Origin of the sequence: Pseudoxanthomonas sp. YR558 (assembly GCF_900116385.1) — a bacterium.
Classification (GTDB): domain Bacteria; phylum Pseudomonadota; class Gammaproteobacteria; order Xanthomonadales; family Xanthomonadaceae; genus Pseudoxanthomonas_A.
The window spans coordinates 915,242-930,526 of sequence record NZ_FPCI01000001.1; the positions used below are offsets into that span (position 1 = coordinate 915,242).

General features: G+C 68.7%; 18 protein-coding genes and 1 pseudogene. 12 read left to right on the forward strand and 7 right to left on the reverse strand.

The annotated features are described in order from the left end of the window. Positions 1–90: 90 nt before the first annotated feature. Together BM365_RS04325 and BM365_RS04330 are read left to right on the forward strand one after the other, a co-directional pair. Positions 91–459 (forward strand): response regulator, encoded by a 369-nt coding sequence (locus tag BM365_RS04325; protein WP_093486894.1) that lies wholly within the window; start codon positions 91–93, stop codon positions 457–459. A 43-nt stretch (positions 460–502) separates the two neighbouring features. Beyond that, positions 503–1,348 carry a cyclic di-GMP-binding domain-containing protein, MshE-related gene (locus tag BM365_RS04330; RefSeq protein WP_093486896.1) on the forward strand — a complete coding sequence of 282 codons (846 nt, stop codon included), beginning with the start codon at positions 503–505 and terminating at the stop codon, positions 1,346–1,348. A 9-nt stretch (positions 1,349–1,357) separates the two neighbouring features. Here the strand turns inward: BM365_RS04330 and rlmKL are convergent, their stop codons facing one another. Genes rlmKL through BM365_RS04345 form a run of 3 tightly spaced genes read right to left on the reverse strand, consistent with a single transcriptional unit; the run spans position 1,358 to position 4,525 of the window. Continuing rightward, complete coding sequence (gene rlmKL / locus BM365_RS04335; protein WP_093486898.1) at positions 1,358–3,493, reverse strand: bifunctional 23S rRNA (guanine(2069)-N(7))-methyltransferase RlmK/23S rRNA (guanine(2445)-N(2))-methyltransferase RlmL; 2,136 nt, start codon at positions 3,491–3,493, stop codon at positions 1,358–1,360. A 16-nt stretch (positions 3,494–3,509) separates the two neighbouring features. Beyond that, on the reverse strand, positions 3,510–4,037 hold the full coding sequence (locus BM365_RS04340; RefSeq protein WP_093489487.1) for an alpha/beta hydrolase: 528 nt from the start codon (positions 4,035–4,037) through the stop codon (positions 3,510–3,512). Continuing rightward, entirely contained in the window at positions 4,034–4,525 is a 492-nt protein-coding gene (locus tag BM365_RS04345) for an MOSC domain-containing protein (RefSeq protein WP_093486900.1), read from the reverse strand. The genes BM365_RS04340 and BM365_RS04345 overlap by 4 nt, the downstream gene beginning before the upstream one ends. An 88-nt stretch (positions 4,526–4,613) precedes the next feature. Between BM365_RS04345 and BM365_RS04350 the strand changes: the two genes are divergently transcribed. The 5 genes from BM365_RS04350 (at position 4,614) to BM365_RS04370 (ending at position 9,190) form a co-directional block, all read left to right on the forward strand. After that, positions 4,614–5,183: an N-acetylmuramoyl-L-alanine amidase gene (locus tag BM365_RS04350; RefSeq protein ID WP_093486902.1), complete on the forward strand. Its 570-nt coding sequence runs from the start codon at positions 4,614–4,616 to the stop codon at positions 5,181–5,183. Between the two features lie 57 nt (positions 5,184–5,240). After that, the gene (gene tesB / locus BM365_RS04355; protein ID WP_093486904.1) at positions 5,241–6,155 is read left to right on the forward strand and encodes an acyl-CoA thioesterase II; all 915 of its coding nucleotides are present in this window, start codon (positions 5,241–5,243) and stop codon (positions 6,153–6,155) included. 10 nt (positions 6,156–6,165) lie between these two features. Beyond that, the gene (locus BM365_RS04360) at positions 6,166–6,669 is read left to right on the forward strand and encodes a putative signal transducing protein (RefSeq protein ID WP_093486906.1); all 504 of its coding nucleotides are present in this window, start codon (positions 6,166–6,168) and stop codon (positions 6,667–6,669) included. A 67-nt stretch (positions 6,670–6,736) separates the two neighbouring features. After that, positions 6,737–7,954, forward strand: a complete 1,218-nt coding sequence (locus tag BM365_RS04365) for an RNA polymerase sigma factor (RefSeq protein ID WP_093486908.1) — start codon at positions 6,737–6,739, stop codon at positions 7,952–7,954. 90 nt (positions 7,955–8,044) lie between these two features. Beyond that, complete coding sequence (locus tag BM365_RS04370; protein WP_093486910.1) at positions 8,045–9,190, forward strand: RNA polymerase sigma factor; 1,146 nt, start codon at positions 8,045–8,047, stop codon at positions 9,188–9,190. 45 nt (positions 9,191–9,235) lie between these two features. Here BM365_RS04370 and BM365_RS18300 read toward each other — a convergent pair whose 3' ends face one another. Both BM365_RS18300 and BM365_RS04375 read right to left on the reverse strand, forming a co-directional pair. Further along, positions 9,236–9,412: a hypothetical protein gene (locus tag BM365_RS18300; RefSeq protein ID WP_343124175.1), complete on the reverse strand. Its 177-nt coding sequence runs from the start codon at positions 9,410–9,412 to the stop codon at positions 9,236–9,238. A gap of 33 nt (positions 9,413–9,445) precedes the next feature. Continuing rightward, positions 9,446–9,964, reverse strand: a pseudogene (locus tag BM365_RS04375) (EF-hand domain-containing protein); the annotation flags it as partial. A gap of 141 nt (positions 9,965–10,105) precedes the next feature. Between BM365_RS04375 and BM365_RS18105 the strand changes: the two are divergent. The 3 genes from BM365_RS18105 to BM365_RS04390 all read left to right on the forward strand — a co-directional run bounded on the left by BM365_RS18105 (position 10,106) and on the right by BM365_RS04390 (position 12,658). After that, positions 10,106–10,687, forward strand: a complete 582-nt coding sequence (locus tag BM365_RS18105; protein WP_093486915.1) for a phosphatase PAP2 family protein — start codon at positions 10,106–10,108, stop codon at positions 10,685–10,687. Positions 10,688–10,689: 2 nt separating this feature from the next. Continuing rightward, positions 10,690–11,409, forward strand: a complete 720-nt coding sequence (locus BM365_RS04385; protein ID WP_093486917.1) for an arginyltransferase — start codon at positions 10,690–10,692, stop codon at positions 11,407–11,409. 73 nt (positions 11,410–11,482) lie between these two features. Beyond that, positions 11,483–12,658 carry an endonuclease/exonuclease/phosphatase family protein gene (locus tag BM365_RS04390; RefSeq protein WP_233210855.1) on the forward strand — a complete coding sequence of 392 codons (1,176 nt, stop codon included), beginning with the start codon at positions 11,483–11,485 and terminating at the stop codon, positions 12,656–12,658. Here BM365_RS04390 and BM365_RS04395 read toward each other — a convergent pair. Together BM365_RS04395 and purT are read right to left on the reverse strand one after the other, a co-directional pair. Continuing rightward, the gene (locus BM365_RS04395) at positions 12,648–12,959 is read right to left on the reverse strand and encodes a hypothetical protein (protein WP_093486921.1); all 312 of its coding nucleotides are present in this window, start codon (positions 12,957–12,959) and stop codon (positions 12,648–12,650) included. The two genes, BM365_RS04390 and BM365_RS04395, sit on opposite strands and share 11 nt — an antisense overlap. A gap of 10 nt (positions 12,960–12,969) precedes the next feature. Next, positions 12,970–14,154 (reverse strand): formate-dependent phosphoribosylglycinamide formyltransferase, encoded by a 1,185-nt coding sequence (gene purT, locus BM365_RS04400; protein ID WP_093486923.1) that lies wholly within the window; start codon positions 14,152–14,154, stop codon positions 12,970–12,972. A 122-nt stretch (positions 14,155–14,276) separates the two neighbouring features. Here purT and BM365_RS18240 point away from each other — a divergent pair, with 122 nt between their 5' ends. Further along, positions 14,277–14,399, forward strand: coding sequence for a hypothetical protein (locus tag BM365_RS18240; protein ID WP_255357666.1), 123 nt, complete (start codon positions 14,277–14,279; stop codon positions 14,397–14,399). A 21-nt stretch (positions 14,400–14,420) separates the two neighbouring features. Next, positions 14,421–15,284, forward strand: coding sequence for an SPFH domain-containing protein (locus BM365_RS04405; protein ID WP_093486925.1), 864 nt, complete (start codon positions 14,421–14,423; stop codon positions 15,282–15,284). Position 15,285: the final 1 nt, after the last annotated feature.

A 15,285-nucleotide genomic window follows, 5' to 3' on the forward strand; every position in this document is an offset into this window, starting at 1 on the left:
AAGAACTCCCCGGACCGGCCGATACGGCCTACATGTCGAACCGCGTCGCATCCGCTGCGCGGCCAACACGATCCACAGGGGGATCTTGAAATGACGTCACGTCCGACGGTTCTGCTTTGCGATGATTCGCGCGCACTGCGCATGCTGGCGGCACGCCAGCTCGACGATTGCGGCTTCCATGTGGTGGGCGAGGCCGGCAACGGTCTTGAAGCCGTCAGCCAATATCAGGCACTGAAGCCGGACGTGGTCCTGATGGACCTGGTGATGCCCGAATGCGACGGCAAGCAGGCGCTTGGCCAGATCCTCGCGCAGGACCCGGATGCGCGCGTGGTGATCCTCAGCTCGCTCGGCGCGCAGAGCGACATCGAGGAATGCCTGAAGCTGGGCGCGAAGTCCTACCTGCAGAAGCCCATCGATCCGGAAGTGATGGATCGCGTGCTGCACGAAGCGGTCGCCTGACCGGCACGCACGTCCTTCCACTTTACGTACGAGACGACCCATCATGGCAGCGAAATTCCTGGGCCAGTTCCTGCTGGAACGCGGCACCATCACCTCGGGGCAGCTCCTTGCCGCGCTCGACGCGCAGCGCGCGTCCAATCCCCTGCTCGGCGAACTCGCCACGCAGCACGGCATGCTGGACGCGACGCAGGCGCGCCGCATCAATGAACGGCAGCGCGCGGAAGACCGCCGCTTCGGCGACATCGCACTGGAGATGGGCTGGCTGAGCAACGTGCAGCTCGACGTACTGCTGGCCGCGCAGAAGCAGGGCCGCACCCTGTTCGGCCAGATCCTGGTCAACCAGGGCGTGCTGACGACCGAACAACTGGAAGCCGAGCTGGTCGCGCACCGTCGCGATCTGGACGAAGCCAACCACGCACTGGCGCTCGGCATCGCCGGCCACACCCTGGCCGACGTGGTCACCAGCGCGATCCGCGTCTGCAACCGCCTGTTCCCGCGTCTGGTGGGCAGCCAGTGCCAGGCCGCCGGCATCGCCGACGACGCTGCGCTGGACGCCTGCGAGTTCACCGCCCATGTGCGCATCACCGCCGCATCCCAATCGCTGCTGGTCGGCGTGGGGTGCAGCCGCGCCACCATGCATGCGATGGCCTGCGCCCTGCTCTCGCTGACACCCGAACAGTGCGACGACGAACTCGCGCTCGACGCGCTGGGCGAACTGGTCAACGTGCTGATGGGCTATGTCGTGCGCGACACGCTGCCGGACGATGCGTCCTACCGCGCGCAGCCGCCGTCCACGCGCCTATCGGCGGCCGACCTCGCCGCTACCGGCAGCACGCTGGCGCTGTCGATGGCCTCGCAGCGCGGCGACTTCGTCCTGATCGTCGGCTGACGCCCGGCGTTACGCCCGCGTCAACCGCCACGCGCGGTGGATGCGGGCGTTGCGTTCGAAATCCGGCGGAATCGTACTGGCGCTGATGTCTTCACAGCGCGCGAATTCCGCCACCGCGTTCTCGTCCAGCTTGAACCGACGGAAGTTGTTGCTGAAGTACAGCACCCCGCCCGGCGCCAGCCGCGCAACCGCGGCGCGCAACAGCCGCACGTGCTCCTTCTGCACGTCGAAGTCGTCAGCGCGCGCGGAGTTGGAGAACGTCGGCGGATCGCAGAAGACCAGGTCGTACTCGGCCTGCTCGGCCTCCAGCCAGCGCACGGCGTCGGCCTGCACGAGGCGATGCTTCGCGCCGCCCAGGCCGTTCTCGGCGAGGTTGTCCGCACACCACTGCAGGTAGGTCGCCGACAGGTCCACGCTGGTGGTGCTCGACGCACCCGCGACGGCGGCCTGTACGCTGGCCACGCCGGTGTAGCAGAACAGATTCAGAAACCGCTTGCCGCGCGCCTCTTGCGCCATCCGTCGCCGCAGCGGCCGATGATCGAGGAAGAGGCCGGTGTCGAGGTAGTCGAACAGGTTGGCCCGCAGCAGCGCACCCGACTCGCGCACGACGATGAACTCGTCGCGCTGCTGCATGCGTCCGTATTTCGACCCGCCCTTGCCGCGCTCGCGCGCCTTCACCGCGATCTGCTCTTGCGGCACACCGAAGACCTCGCGGGTGGCGGCCAGCAGCTCGCTGAAACGGCGACGCACGTCGTGCTCGGGAATGGTGGCCGGCGCGGCGTATTCCTGCACGTGCAGGAACGTGCGGGCCTGTCCGCCCTCTTCCACATAGACGTCGATGGCCGCCGCGTACTCGGGCAGGTCCGCATCGTAGGCGCGGTAGCAGGTGACGCCCTCGCGCGTGCGCCAGGCCTTGAACTTCTTGAGGTTCTTGCGCAGCCGGTTGGCGACCATCTGCGCACCGTCCGACAGCGGCTTGGCCTCGCGCGGTTCGCGGGCGGGCGTGGCGACCGGATCGCAGACGATCAGCGCGCACTCGATGGCGCCGTTGAACAGCTGGTACTTCTTGGCCGCGCGCAAACCGGTGGCATAACCGAGATCGGCGTTGCCGCATAGCAGGCTGGCGCGCCATTGCGGCACGGCGTGCTGCAGCGCATCGCCGAGCGCGCGGTATAGGTCGGCATCGGCGGCGAGTCGTTCGTCGTAGGGCGGATTGCAGACGACAAGCCCGCGCGGTTCTTCGCGCTTAGGCAACTGGGCGACATCGCGCATCTCAAACTGCAACTGGCCCGCGAGGCCGGCGAGCACCGCGTTGTCACGCGCGGCGCGGATCGCGCCCAGGTCGACGTCGCTGCCGAAGAACACCGGCTTCAGCGCCTTGCGGCCTTCCGTTTCGCGCTGCACGGCGTCGGCGAACAGCGTGCGCCACGTATCCACATTGAAGCCGAGCCAGCGCGTAGGCAGCGCCGGACCGTGGCGCTGCAGGCCCGGCGCGACATCGGCCGCCATCAGCGCGCCTTCGATCAGCAGCGTGCCGCTGCCGCACATCGGGTCGAGCAACGCGCCGCCGTCGTGGTACAGCGCCGGCCAGCCACCGCGCATCAGCACGGCCGCTGCGAGGTTCTCCTTCAACGGCGCCTCGTTCTGCGCCTGGCGCCAGCCGCGGCGATGCATCGGGCCGCCACCCAGATCGATCGATATCGTCGCGCGATTCTTGCGCAGCGACAGGTTGATGCGTAGGTCCGGCTGTTCGACATCCACCGACGGTCGCTCCAGGCCCTGCTGGCGCAGGCGGTCGACCACGGCATCCTTCACGCGCTGCGCGGCATAGCGCGCGTGGGTGATCGCCTCGCCGGACACGTGCGCATCCACCGCCAGGGTCAGTTCCGGCCGCGTGTGCGTTTCCCACGCCATCGCCATCACGCCGTCGTACAGCGCCTGTTCGTTCAGGCACTCGAACTCATCGATCGGCCACAGCACGCGACTGGCCAGCCTCGACCACAGCACGGCACGCTGCGCGTCCACGGGCTCGCCGTCGGCATTCACACCGGCGATGGTGGCGGTGGCCTTGGGCACGCCGAGCGCGAGCAGCTCGTCGGCGAGCAGATATTCCAGGCCCTTGGCGCAGGAGACGAAGAACTTCAAAGGAAACCTCGATACGTCAGAGAGCGGCGAGCAATTGCCCGAATGCATCCGCCGAAGCGGCGACATGGTCGGACAGGCGATGCCCGTCGTTGACCAGCAGCAGGCGCGCGCGGCGCGCATGCGCCCAATCGGTCACGGCCTGCGCGGGGATCAGTTCGTCGTCCCAGCCATGGATCACCGAGACCGGCACCGGCGCGGCGTCCAGCAGCGGCAGCGGCCCCATGCTGATCGGCGGCGCCATCAGGAACAGGCCCCGCACCGGCACCTCCAGCGAGATGCGGCCGGCGATGTAGGCACCCAGGCTGGAACCGGCCAGCACCACCGGCCCACGCGACGCGGCGGCGTGCGCGAGGGAGCGCAGGCGCTCCAGCCGTGCGACCACGTCGCCGAGCGAACTGACATCGCGGCGTGCGTCGAGGTCGGTGTAGTCGGGGCGTTCGTGGGTCCACCCCAGGCGTTCGGCCACGTCGGCGAGCGCGGTGACCTTGGTGGCATCCGGTCCGCTTTCGAACCCGTGCGACAGGATGCAGTGGCCGCGCATCAGAGCGCTTCCACCGGATCGCCGATGCGGAACGTGCCGCCTTCGACGATCCGCGCGCACAGGCCGCCATGGCCACGCATCGCGTTGTAGCCGCCCGGGCCTAGCGCGTCTTCCATCCGCGAGCACGGGTCGCATTCTTCCGTGCCCTCGAACACCGCGCTGCCGATGCGGAAACGGCGCTCCTTCAGCGCGATCAGCGGGATGCCGGACACGACCACGTTACGGCGCAACAGCGCTGGCGCCAGGTCGGGGCGCTGCGCCAGCGCGGCGATGGCGGGCAGGTGCTCGGCCTGGATCAGGGTGATCCCGCGCTTGCCGCTGCCGCCCTTGTAGCGGTCGCCGACCAGGCCAGCGCCGGTGACGGCTTCGACGGCGTCGGTGGAGACCATGACCTCATCGCGGGCCGGTCGCAGGCCGATCCATTCCACCTTGCCGGCACGCGGCAGGGTGGCCATGAGCTTGGCCAACGGGGATTCGGGGTTGAGCGGCATGGGAAACCCGCGCGACGGGAAAGGCCGCCAGTTTACCGGAGCGGCCCGTGTCCAGCCCGTTCCCCGCCCTGCCTGCTAGCATCGAAGCATGCGCACGGACCTGCCCTTCGCCCCCGTCATCGACCTGTTGCCCTACGAGGCCAAGCTGGACGTCCGGCCGCTGGAACAGATCGACCTGGTCGTCATCCACTGCACCGAGCTGCCGGACATGGCGTTGGCGCGCGAGTACGGCGAGCGCATCCTGCATGCCTCCGGCACCGGCAACAGCGGCCATTACTACATCGATCGCGACGGCACCGTGCATGTCTACGTGCGCCCGCAACACGTCGCCCACCACGTGCGTGGCTACAACCCGCGGTCGGTCGGGATCGAGCTGGTGAACACCGGTCGTTACCCCGATTGGCTCGCCGTGGGCCACCAGTCGATGGAAGAGCCTTACACCGATGCACAGATCGAGGCCCTGTCGGCGCTGCTGGCGCACCTGCGGCGCGAGCTGCCCGCACTGCGCTACATCGCCGGCCACGAGGACCTCGACACCACGTGCGAGCCTGCCAGCGACGATCCGGACGTCCTGGTGCCGCGGAAGATGGACCCGGGCCCGCTCTTTCCGTGGGACGCGGTGCTGCGCATGACCCCGCTGGAGCGGCTGCTGCCCTGACGGGCCGCGCACGGGCGGCCGGTATAATCGCCGTTCGCCAAGACTCCAGGCCCTGCCGTGCCCGCACCCGAACCCGTCGTCTCCGAGCTGATCGAACTGCTGTCGCTGGAGCGGCTGGAAGACAACCTGTTCCGCGGCCAGAGCCGCGATATCGGCACCAAGTACGTGTTCGGCGGCCAGGTGCTCGGCCAGGCGCTGTCGGCTGCGCAGGCCACGGTGGGCGGGGGTGAGGAAGAGCGCCGCGCGCATTCGCTGCACGCCTACTTCCTTCGCGCCGGCAACATCGAAGCGCCGATCGTCTACGAAGTAGACCGCACGCGCGACGGCGGCAGCTTCTCGGTGCGCCGCGTCACGGCGATCCAGCACGGCCGCGTGATCTTCTTCTGCGCGGCTTCGTTCCAGGCCGAGGAAGAAGGCGCCGAGCACCAGCTGTCGATGCCGGAAGTGCCGCAGCCGGAAGACATCCCGCCCGCGCCACCGGTGCCCGCGGAGGTCATGGCCACGCTGCCGCCGAAGGTGCAGCGCTGGCTGTCGCGACGCGGCCCGTTCGAATTCCGCCACGTCTATCCACGCGACGAGTTGAATCCGCCCAAGCGCCCGCCGTTCCAGCAGGTCTGGTTCCGGTTGAGCGAGCCGGTCGGCGATTCGCCCGAACTGCACCGCGCCCTGCTCGCCTATGCATCGGATTTCCAGTTGCTCGGCACGGCCACCTACCCGCACGGCATCAGCTACTACCAGCCGAACGTGCAGATGGCGTCGCTGGACCACGCGCTGTGGTTCCACCGCCCGTTCCGTGCCGACGACTGGCTGCTCTATTCGATCGACAGCCCCAGCGCGAGCGGCTCGCGCGGACTGGCGCGCGGGCAGATCTTCGATCGCCAGGGCCGTCTGGTCGCCAGCACCGCGCAGGAAGGCCTGATTCGCGTGGTGCCGGATGCCGAAGCGGCCTCGGCCGTCCCGGCGAAGGACTGAGGGAATACCTATGCGGCAAGTCTTTTCCAGCCAGCGCATCGAGACCGTCGAAGGCGTGGCCAAGCTGCTGAGCGATGCGGGCGTTCCCGTCTTCATCAGCAATGGCCGTTCGTACCACAGCAAGCGCGGCGGGCAGTTCAGCTACACCGAGCCGGTAAAGGCGCAGCTGCAGCCCGCCGTCTGGGTACGCCATGCCGAAGACCAGCCGCGCGCGCGCGAACTGCTGCGCGAGGCCGGCCTGATGGAGACCACGCGCCCTGGCTACGCGTCTACGCTGACGTTCCGCAGCGACCAGGAGCCCGTGGCCACGCCGCAGCGCTCCTGGGCCTGGCGCATCCGCCTGATCCTGCTGGCGCTGATCGCCCTGGCCGCCGTCGTCATGTGGATGCGGCGCCCGGTGCCGCCGCCCGCAGCGCCCGTCCCGGTGCCACGGGAACAACCCGCGACGCCCGCCCCCGCGAACGAGGCGCCCGAGGAAGACCGCATCCGCATCCAGCCCGCCACCGGCGGCTGACCGCGCACGGTCACATCCGTCTTCCCGGCCCGTCAGGGTCATCAGCCCACCCGATGATCCTGACGCCATGAATACCCTCGCCCTGGACCTGATGCTGCAGGCCGAACTGCCCGCCGCCACGCGCGGCAGCCAGGAGGCCTACGGCCGCATCGTCCACGCCTGCCAGAACACCGTCACCGCGATCGCACTGGCGATCACCCGCGACGTGCAGGCCAGCGAGGACATCGCGCAGGAAGCTTTCCTGAAGGCCTGGCAGCAGCTCGACCGGTTGAAGAACAGCGCCAGCTTCCTGCCCTGGCTGCGCCAGATCACCCGCAACCTCGCCCGCGACTGGCTGCGCGCGCAGCATGGCCGGCCGATGTCCGGTGAGGCCGCGGAGATCGCGATCGGCATGGCCGCCGATCCCGGCCCGACGCCCTCCGAACACCTGCTGCAGACGGAAGAAGAAATCGTCGCCACCGAGATCATTTCGTCGCTACCCGAGGACAGTCGAGAAACCTTGTTGCTGTACTACCGCGAAGGCCAGAGCTCGCAGCAGGTCGCCGAGTTGCTGGGCCTGAGCGACGCGGCGGTGCGCAAGCGCCTGTCGCGCGCGCGCAGCATGGTCCGCGACGAGCTGATGCAGCGCTTCGGCGAGTTCGCCCGCTCCACGGCACCGGGCGCGGCCTTCACCATGATCGTGCTGGGCGGGCTGGTCGGCGCGATGCCGGCGGCGAGCGCGGCGACGGTGATCGGCACTGGCGTCCTGGGCAGCGGCCTCGGGCTGGGCAAGCTGGGAACCGGCGGCGTGACCACCGGCGGCATCACCGGCGGCGTGGCGGGCGGCTCGCTGGGCGTGATCTTCGAACAGATCACCCAGCATCCGTTCGCGCTCGGCGGGGCACTGGGCGGCGTGGTCGGCGGACTGATCGGTTACGCCTTCACCTGGTGGTACCTCGCGCGTTTCTGCCAGACCGCGCAGGAACGGCTGTTGGTGCGCCGGTTCATGGTGCTCAATACCGTCACCGGTTCGGCCTGGCTGTTCTGCCTGATGCTGGCGACGGTGCTCGCGCCCGGCTGGGCGGCGATCGCGACAGTGACCGTGGTCGGCATGTGCGCGATCAACTACCAGTACCTGGTCATGCTGCCGCGGATCATGGACCCGATCCTCGCCTATCCCGCCAACGCGAAACGTCGACGCGGCTACGACTACGTGATCGGCCGGAAAGCCGTCGTGCTGAGCAGCCTGCTGGCGATCGGCGCCATCCTGTTCGTACTGGTCAGGACGGAGCGCCTGCCCCTCTAGTTCCGCTCCCTGTCAGGCTGGGTCACACTTCGGTCGGTCGGTCGTCGTGCCTGCATGGCCCGGAAGCACCGGGCGGAGCATGGAGACCGGATGGACACCCTGGCGATCGAACTTTCCCTGCGGGACGCCCTGCCCGCCGCCGCGCGTGGCGACCAGGCCGCGTACGGCCGCGTCGTCGCGCTCTGCCAGAACGCGGTCACGGGCATCGCGCTGGCGATCACGCGCGACGTGCAGGCCAGCGAGGACATCGCTCAGGAGGCATTCCTGAAAGGCTGGCGGCAGCTGGCCACGTTGAAGAACCCCGACAGCTTCCTGCCGTGGCTGCGCGAGATCACCCGCAACCTGGCCCGCGACCACCTGCGCGCCCAACGTCGCCGCCCGATGACCGGCGAAACCGCCGAGATCGCGCTGACGCTCGCCGCCGATACCGCACCCACGCCGGCAGAAACACTGCTGCAGACCGAACAGGAAGCGGCGGCGCGCGAAGTGATCGCCGCCCTGCCCGAAGACAGCCGCGAAGTGCTGCTGCTGTACTACCGCGAAGGCCAGCGTTCGCAGCAGGTCGCGTCATTGTTAGGCATCACCGATGCTGCGGTACGCAAGCGCCTGTCGCGCGCACGCCACTACGTGCGCGAGGAACTAATGGCGCGCTTCGGCGAATTCGCCCGCACCTCGGCGCCATCGGCGGCGTTCGCCAGCGGGGTGCTCGGCATGCTCGCGCTCGCGGCACCGCCCTCGGCGGGCGCGGTGGTGCTCGGCACCGGCGGCGCGGTCGCGGGCAAGGGATTGCTCAAGCTGTTGGGCGGCGCGCTGGGTGCGACCGCGTTCGGCACGCTGGTGGGCATCGGTGCGGTCTGGTTCGGCATCCGCAAATACCTGCGCGATCCGCTGGATGCGCGCGAACGCGACCAGTTGCTGCGCTACGGCACCGTCAACACGCTTGCCATCCTGCTCTTCATCGTCGGCATCAGCACGCTGGCCCGCGTGCCAGGCTGGATGCCGCACACGGCCCTGACCTTGGCCTACATGGCCGTCATCGGCTGGACGTCGGGGCGCTGGCTGCCGCAGATCCTGCAGCGTCGCCAAGCGCGCGACCTGGTGCTCGATCCTGAGGGCGAGGGCCGCCGCATGCAGCGCCAGCGCACGTGGCGGGTCTGGGGCTGCGTCTTGGGATTCACGCTGGCGACCGCCGGCCTGTTCGCAGGCCTGGTGATGTCGGGCCGACTTTCTTTCTGACCCAACAGCACGTGCACCCGGATCGCCGGGTGCACGTCGTTCCCCTCAGCGGCGCGCGGGCCTGCCTGCGGCCAGCTCGTCCTTGGACAGGAAGCCGTCCTTGTTGGCGTCGAGTGCGTCGAAGCGCGAAGCCAGGCGGCCGTCCTTCACCTCGTCGCGCGACAGGCGACCGTCCTTGTTCGCATCCGCACTCGCGAAGCGCTCGTCCATGCGGGCCTGCATCCGCTGATGGGCTTCTGTACGGCGCGCGGCGTCGGCCTGGTCGATCTCGGCGCGGGTCAGCTTGCCGTCCTTGTCGCTGTCGGCTTTGGCGAACCATTCATCGCGGCGCTGCTTGCCGCGCAGTTCGCGGTCGGCGCGATCGATCGCACCGTCCTTGTTGGCGTCCAGTGTTTCGAAGCGTTCGGCGAATTTAGGATCGGCCGCGGCTTCTGCCCGGCTGACCTTGCCGTCGCCATCGGCGTCGAGCTTCTTGAAGGCGATCGCGCCGCGTTCCCCGCCGCGGTGGTGGCGGCCAGGGCCGTGCATGCCCTTGCGATGGGGACGCTCCTCGGCGCTGAGCTTGCCGTCGCCGTTCTTGTCCAGCTCGGCGAAGCGTTCGGCCAAGCGCGGGTTCGCGGCGGCCTCGGCCTTGTCGATCACGCCATCGTTGTTCTTGTCCAGGCTCGCGCGCGCCGGCTTGTGCGCGTCGCCCGCCTGGGTGGCGGCCAGCGCTGAACCGGCGCCGAGGGCGGCCAGGACGGCCACGAAAAGCAGGGTCTTGCGATTCATCATGTTCTCCTGAAGACGCGGCGCGAGCTGCGCCACTGGCAGGGAAAACGCCTGCGTGCGTCCCGGGTTGACGCGCTGACGGACGCGTTCAGCCGGCGGACGGTCGCGACCCACGCGACGGAAGCGCCGCAGTATGCTGCGGACATGTCCCACGCCCTCGCCCGCGCGCTGTCCATCTCCGGCCACCCGATGCTGGTGCTGCCGCTCGCCGTGGTGGTGATCGCCCTGGTGCAGGGCGATCGCGGTGCGGCCGCCGGGGCCGCGCTGGGATTCGGCCTGTTCGCCGCCCTCGTCATGGGATTCTCGTGGTGGCAGGTGCGGCGCGGCCGCTGGGCGCACGTGGATGCCAGCGCGCGGCACGAGCGCGGCAGCCTCAATCGTTTCCTGTTGGTAGCGCTCGTGGCCGGCGCGGTGCTCGTGGCCTGGCGTGGCACGCAACCGCTGTTCGCGCTCGGCATGGCGATGTCGGCCGCGATGATTCTAGTGGCGATGGCCACGACGCGCTGGTGCAAGCTGTCGCTGCACATGGCCTTTGCGGTGTTCGCGGCGTGGCTGCTGCGCGAGCTCGGCATCGCATGGATGCTGGCGGCGTTGTTGTTTGCCGCCGCGATCGCATGGTCGCGCCTGGCACTCCACCGGCATACACCACGCGATCTCGTCGCCGGTGCGTTGGCCGGCTCGTTGGCGGGTGCCGCCTTCTGGCCGCTGGCCGCGCGGTGGAGTTGATGATGGGCGAGAACGGCCACCCCATCGACGACCTGCGGCTGTTCCACACCGGCGAACATCCGTGCGGCTACTGGCCCGACCGCGTGGCGCGCGACCTAGTGCTGGACCCGCGCGACCCGCGCCTTCCACAGCTGTATCCGGATGCGTTGTCGTGGGGCTTCCGTCGTTCCGGCGACATCGTCTACCGCCCGCATTGCCGCCAGTGCCGCGCCTGCGTCGCGGTGCGCCTCCCGGTGGCAGACTTCGCGCCCGACCGCAGCCAGCGCCGCTGCGCCGCCCGCAACGCGCGCGTCGAGACGCGCATCGTCGCCGCCCTGCGCGGCGAGGAGCACCTGGCACTCTACCGGCGTTATCTGGCGGCCCGGCATCCGCTCGGCGGCATGGACAACCATGGCGCGACGGAGTTCGACCAGTTCCTCGTCGGCAGCTGGTCGCGCGGGCGCTTCGTCGAACTGCGCGAGGACGGCCAGTTGCTCGCGGTGGCGGTCACCGACGTGATCCCCGGCGCGCTCTCGGCCGTCTACACCTTCTACGAGCCGGAACTGGAAGCGCGCAGCCTCGGAACGCTCGCCATCCTCAGGCAGATCGAGTGGGCGCAGCGCGATGGCTATTCGCATCTCTATCTCGGCTACTGGATCGACGGCCATCGGAAGATGGACTACAAGCGCCGTTTCCAACCGCTGGAGCACTTCGACGGTCGCCAGTGGCGCCGCGCCGAGTGAGCGCCGCTGGCACGAGGGTGTCATCCGTGCGTGGCATCATGGCGGCATGCGAACCCCTGCCCTCCTGCTTCCGATGATCCTCGCCCTGGCCGCCTGCAGCGCCGCGCCGCACCACGACGGCGCCACGCCGGAAACCGCTTCGTTGCGCGTGGCCACCTACAACACCTCGCTGTACTCCGATGATGCGGGTGGCGTGATCCGTCAGCTCGAGGGCGACAGTGCGCATGCGCGCAAGATCGCCTCCGTGCTGCAGAAGGTCCGGCCGGACCTGGTGCTGCTCAACGAGTTCGATTTCGACGAAGCGCACCGCGCCGCCGATCTATTCCAGCAGCGCTATCTCGAGGTCGCACAGCCTGCGGGTGGCGAGCCCCTGCGCTATCCGTACCGCTACCTGGCACCGGTGAACACCGGCGTGCCGAGCGGGCTGGACCTGGACGGCAACGGCACCATCGGCGGTACCGGCCGCGACCGCGGCAACGATGCGTGGGGCTACGGCCTGCATCCCGGCCAGTACGGCATGTTGGTGTTGTCGAAGTATCCGATCGATGAAGCCCAGGTGCGCACGTTCCAGTTGCTGCGCTGGAGCACGCTGCCGGGCGCGACCAATCCCGTCGATCCGGCCAAGGGCCATGGTTTCTATCCGGATGCGACCTGGGCGCAGCTGCGCCTGTCGTCGAAATCGCACTGGGACGTACCGGTGCGCATGCCGCAGGGCACGGTGCATTTCCTGGTCTCGCATCCCACGCCGCCGGTCTTCGACGGACCGGAGGACCGCAACGGGCATCGCAACGCCGACGAGCTTCGGCTCTGGCGCGAATACCTTTCGGCCGGCGACAAGCCCTGGCTGTGCGACGACCAGGGCCGCTGCGGCGGTCTCGCCGCGGATGCGCGCTTCGTCATCGCGGGCGATCTCAACAACGACCCGGTGGATGGCGATGGCCACCACGACGCCATCCTGGAGCTGCTGGAACACCCGCGCGTGATGCGGATGGCCACGCCACGCAGCGAAGGCGGCGAGGAAACCGCATTGGCATACGCGGCGAAAGGCTTGCAGCGTCGCGGCGCGCCGGCGCATGTGACCGGCGATTTCGGTCCGCGCGCGGGCGCCATGCGCCTGGATTACGTGCTGCCCTCGACCGGCTTCGCCTTGGTCGGCAGCGGCGTGTACTGGCCGAAGAAAGCCGATCCGGACGCCGCCATCGCCGATGGCAGCGACCATCATCTCGTTTGGGTGGACCTCACGCCGTAGGCGGTGCTGAGGTCCCGGGTGGCGTGGACACCCGCGGCCCGAAGCCGAACAGCGATTCGCTCTGCGCAGAGACGATCATCCGGATCATGCTGCCGGGCACCATCAGTTCCACCTGCACGTCGTGGCCTTCGGCGTCCTTGCCTACCAGCGTCATCTCGGTGAAGGCGCCACCGGTATCGATCTCCTTGCAGAAGATGTGCGGCCCTTCAGGCTGGTTGGTGAGGTAGGGCTTGATCGCTTCGCCCAGTGCCTCGAGCGCCTGCGGGAAGAAGAACACCGCGTAACCACCATGGCCGTTCATCGCGTGCGCCTCACTTCAGTTCAATGGTGATGGCCGCGGCCGCGGCGCGGGCCTTCGAGCGCGCGACATCGACGTCCTCGCCTCGCGCCAGCGTCACGCCCACGCGGCGGTGGCCTTCGACGCGCGGCTTGCCGAACAGGCGCAGCGCGGTGTCGGGTTCTTCCAGCGCGCCTTCCACGTTGCCGAACACCGGCACGCCGTGGCCGTGCGCCAGCATCGCGCACGACGCGGACGGGCCGCTCTGGCGGATCACCGGGATCGGTAGGCCGAGGATGGCGCGTGCGTGCAGCGCGAACTCCGAAAGTTCCTGCGACGCCAACGTAACCAAGCCGGTGTCGTGCGGGCGCGGCGAGACTTCGCTGAACCACACCTCGTCGCCCTTCACGAACAGCTCCACGCCGAACAGGCCCCACCCGCCCAGGTCGTCGGTCACCGCCTTCGCGATCTGCTGCGCGCGTTCCAGCGCGCGCGGCGACATCGGTTGCGGCTGCCAGCTCTCGCGGTAGTCGCCGTCCTTCTGCCAATGCCCGATCGGCGCGCAGAACGCGGTACCGTCGGCGTGGCGCACGGTCAGCAGGGTGATCTCGTATTCGAAATCGATAAAGCCTTCGACGATGCAGCGGCCGGCGCCGGCACGGCCACCGGTCTGCGCGTAGTCCCATGCGGGATCGATGTCGCTATCACTGCGCAACGTGCTCTGGCCCTTGCCGGACGAGGACATCACCGGCTTCACCACGCAAGGCAGGCCGATCTCGCGCACGGCCTCGCGGTACTCCTCGACCGTGTCGACGAAGCGATACGGCGACGTGGGCAAGCCGAGCGTTTCAGCGGCGAGCCGGCGGATGCCTTCGCGGTCCATCGTCAGGCGTGCGGCGCGCGCGGTCGGGATGACCCGCGCTGCGCCTTCCGCTTCCAGCGCCACCAGCGTCTCGGTATGGATCGCCTCGATCTCCGGCACGACCAGGTGCGGCTGCTCCTGCGCGATCAGGGCGCGGATCGCCGCCGGATCGAGCATGTCCAGCACATGCGAGCGATGGGCCACCTGCATGGCCGGCGCGTCGGCGTAGCGGTCGGCGGCGATCACTTCCACGCCCAGCCGCTGTAGCTCGATCGCCACCTCCTTGCCCAACTCGCCCGACCCCAGCAGCAGGACGCGGGTCGCATGGGGGGACAGCGGGGTGCCGAGGGTGGTCATGGGATCGTTCCGGAAAAGGGGGCGCCAGTGTACCGGTCGCCCCGACGGACGGCGGGGGCGAGCCGTTGACATTTGATATCAAATTGATATCTTCTGATCCAACAACCAGCCGGGGACCGACCATGCTCCATGTGATCCATCAGATCCAGCGCCGCTGGCCCTCCCAGGCGCACAAGGTCATCCCCGCCCTGCTCATTCTCTCCGTCGCCCTGCTCGCGCTCGGTGCCGGCCTGTCGCTGCTGTGATCCCGTCCTGAGACCAAGACCATGAAAGAGAACGCCAAGTCGTCGCTGCCCGGAATCCCGACCCTCCTCGGTCTGCTGGTGCTGGGCCTGGGGGTGATCGCCTTGTTCATCGTCGGCGCTGCGGACAAACAGCCCGCCTACATGGTCGTGGCCGCCGTGCTCGGCTTCGCGCTGATGTTCCTGATGGCCGGCCTGTACAAGCTGGAGCCCAACCAGTCCGCCGTGCTCAGCCTCTTCGGCAAGTATGTCGGCACGGTGAAGGACAACGGTCTGCGCTGGAACAATCCCTTCTTCAGCAAGCGCAAGGTGTCGCTGCGCATCCGCAATTTCGAAAGCAGCCGCCTGAAGGTCAATGAGCTGGATGGCAGCCCGATCGAGATCGCGGCGGTGATCGTGTGGCAGGTGGTGGACTCCGCCGAGGCCGTCTTCAACGTGGACGACTACGAGAGCTTCGTGCACATCCAGTCCGAAGCCGCGCTGCGTGCGATGGCGTCCAGCTATCCCTACGACCAGCACGAGGAAGGCCAGATCGCGTTGCGCAGCCATCCGCAAGAGATCTCGCAGCACCTGCAGGACCAGATCGCCGAACGCCTGGGCAAGGCCGGCGTGGACGTGATCGAAGCGCGCATCAGCCACCTCGCCTACGCACCGGAAATCGCCCAGGCCATGCTGCAGCGGCAACAGGCCAACGCGGTGATCGCGGCCCGCACGCGGATCGTCGCCGGCGCGGTGGGCATGGTGGAGATGGCGCTCGCCGAGCTGCAAAAGAACGATGTGGTGAAGCTGGACGAAGAGCGCAAGGCGCAGATGGTCAGCAACCTGCTGGTGGTGCTGTGCGGCGAGCGCGGCACGCAGCCGATCGTCAACACCGGCTCGATCTACTGAC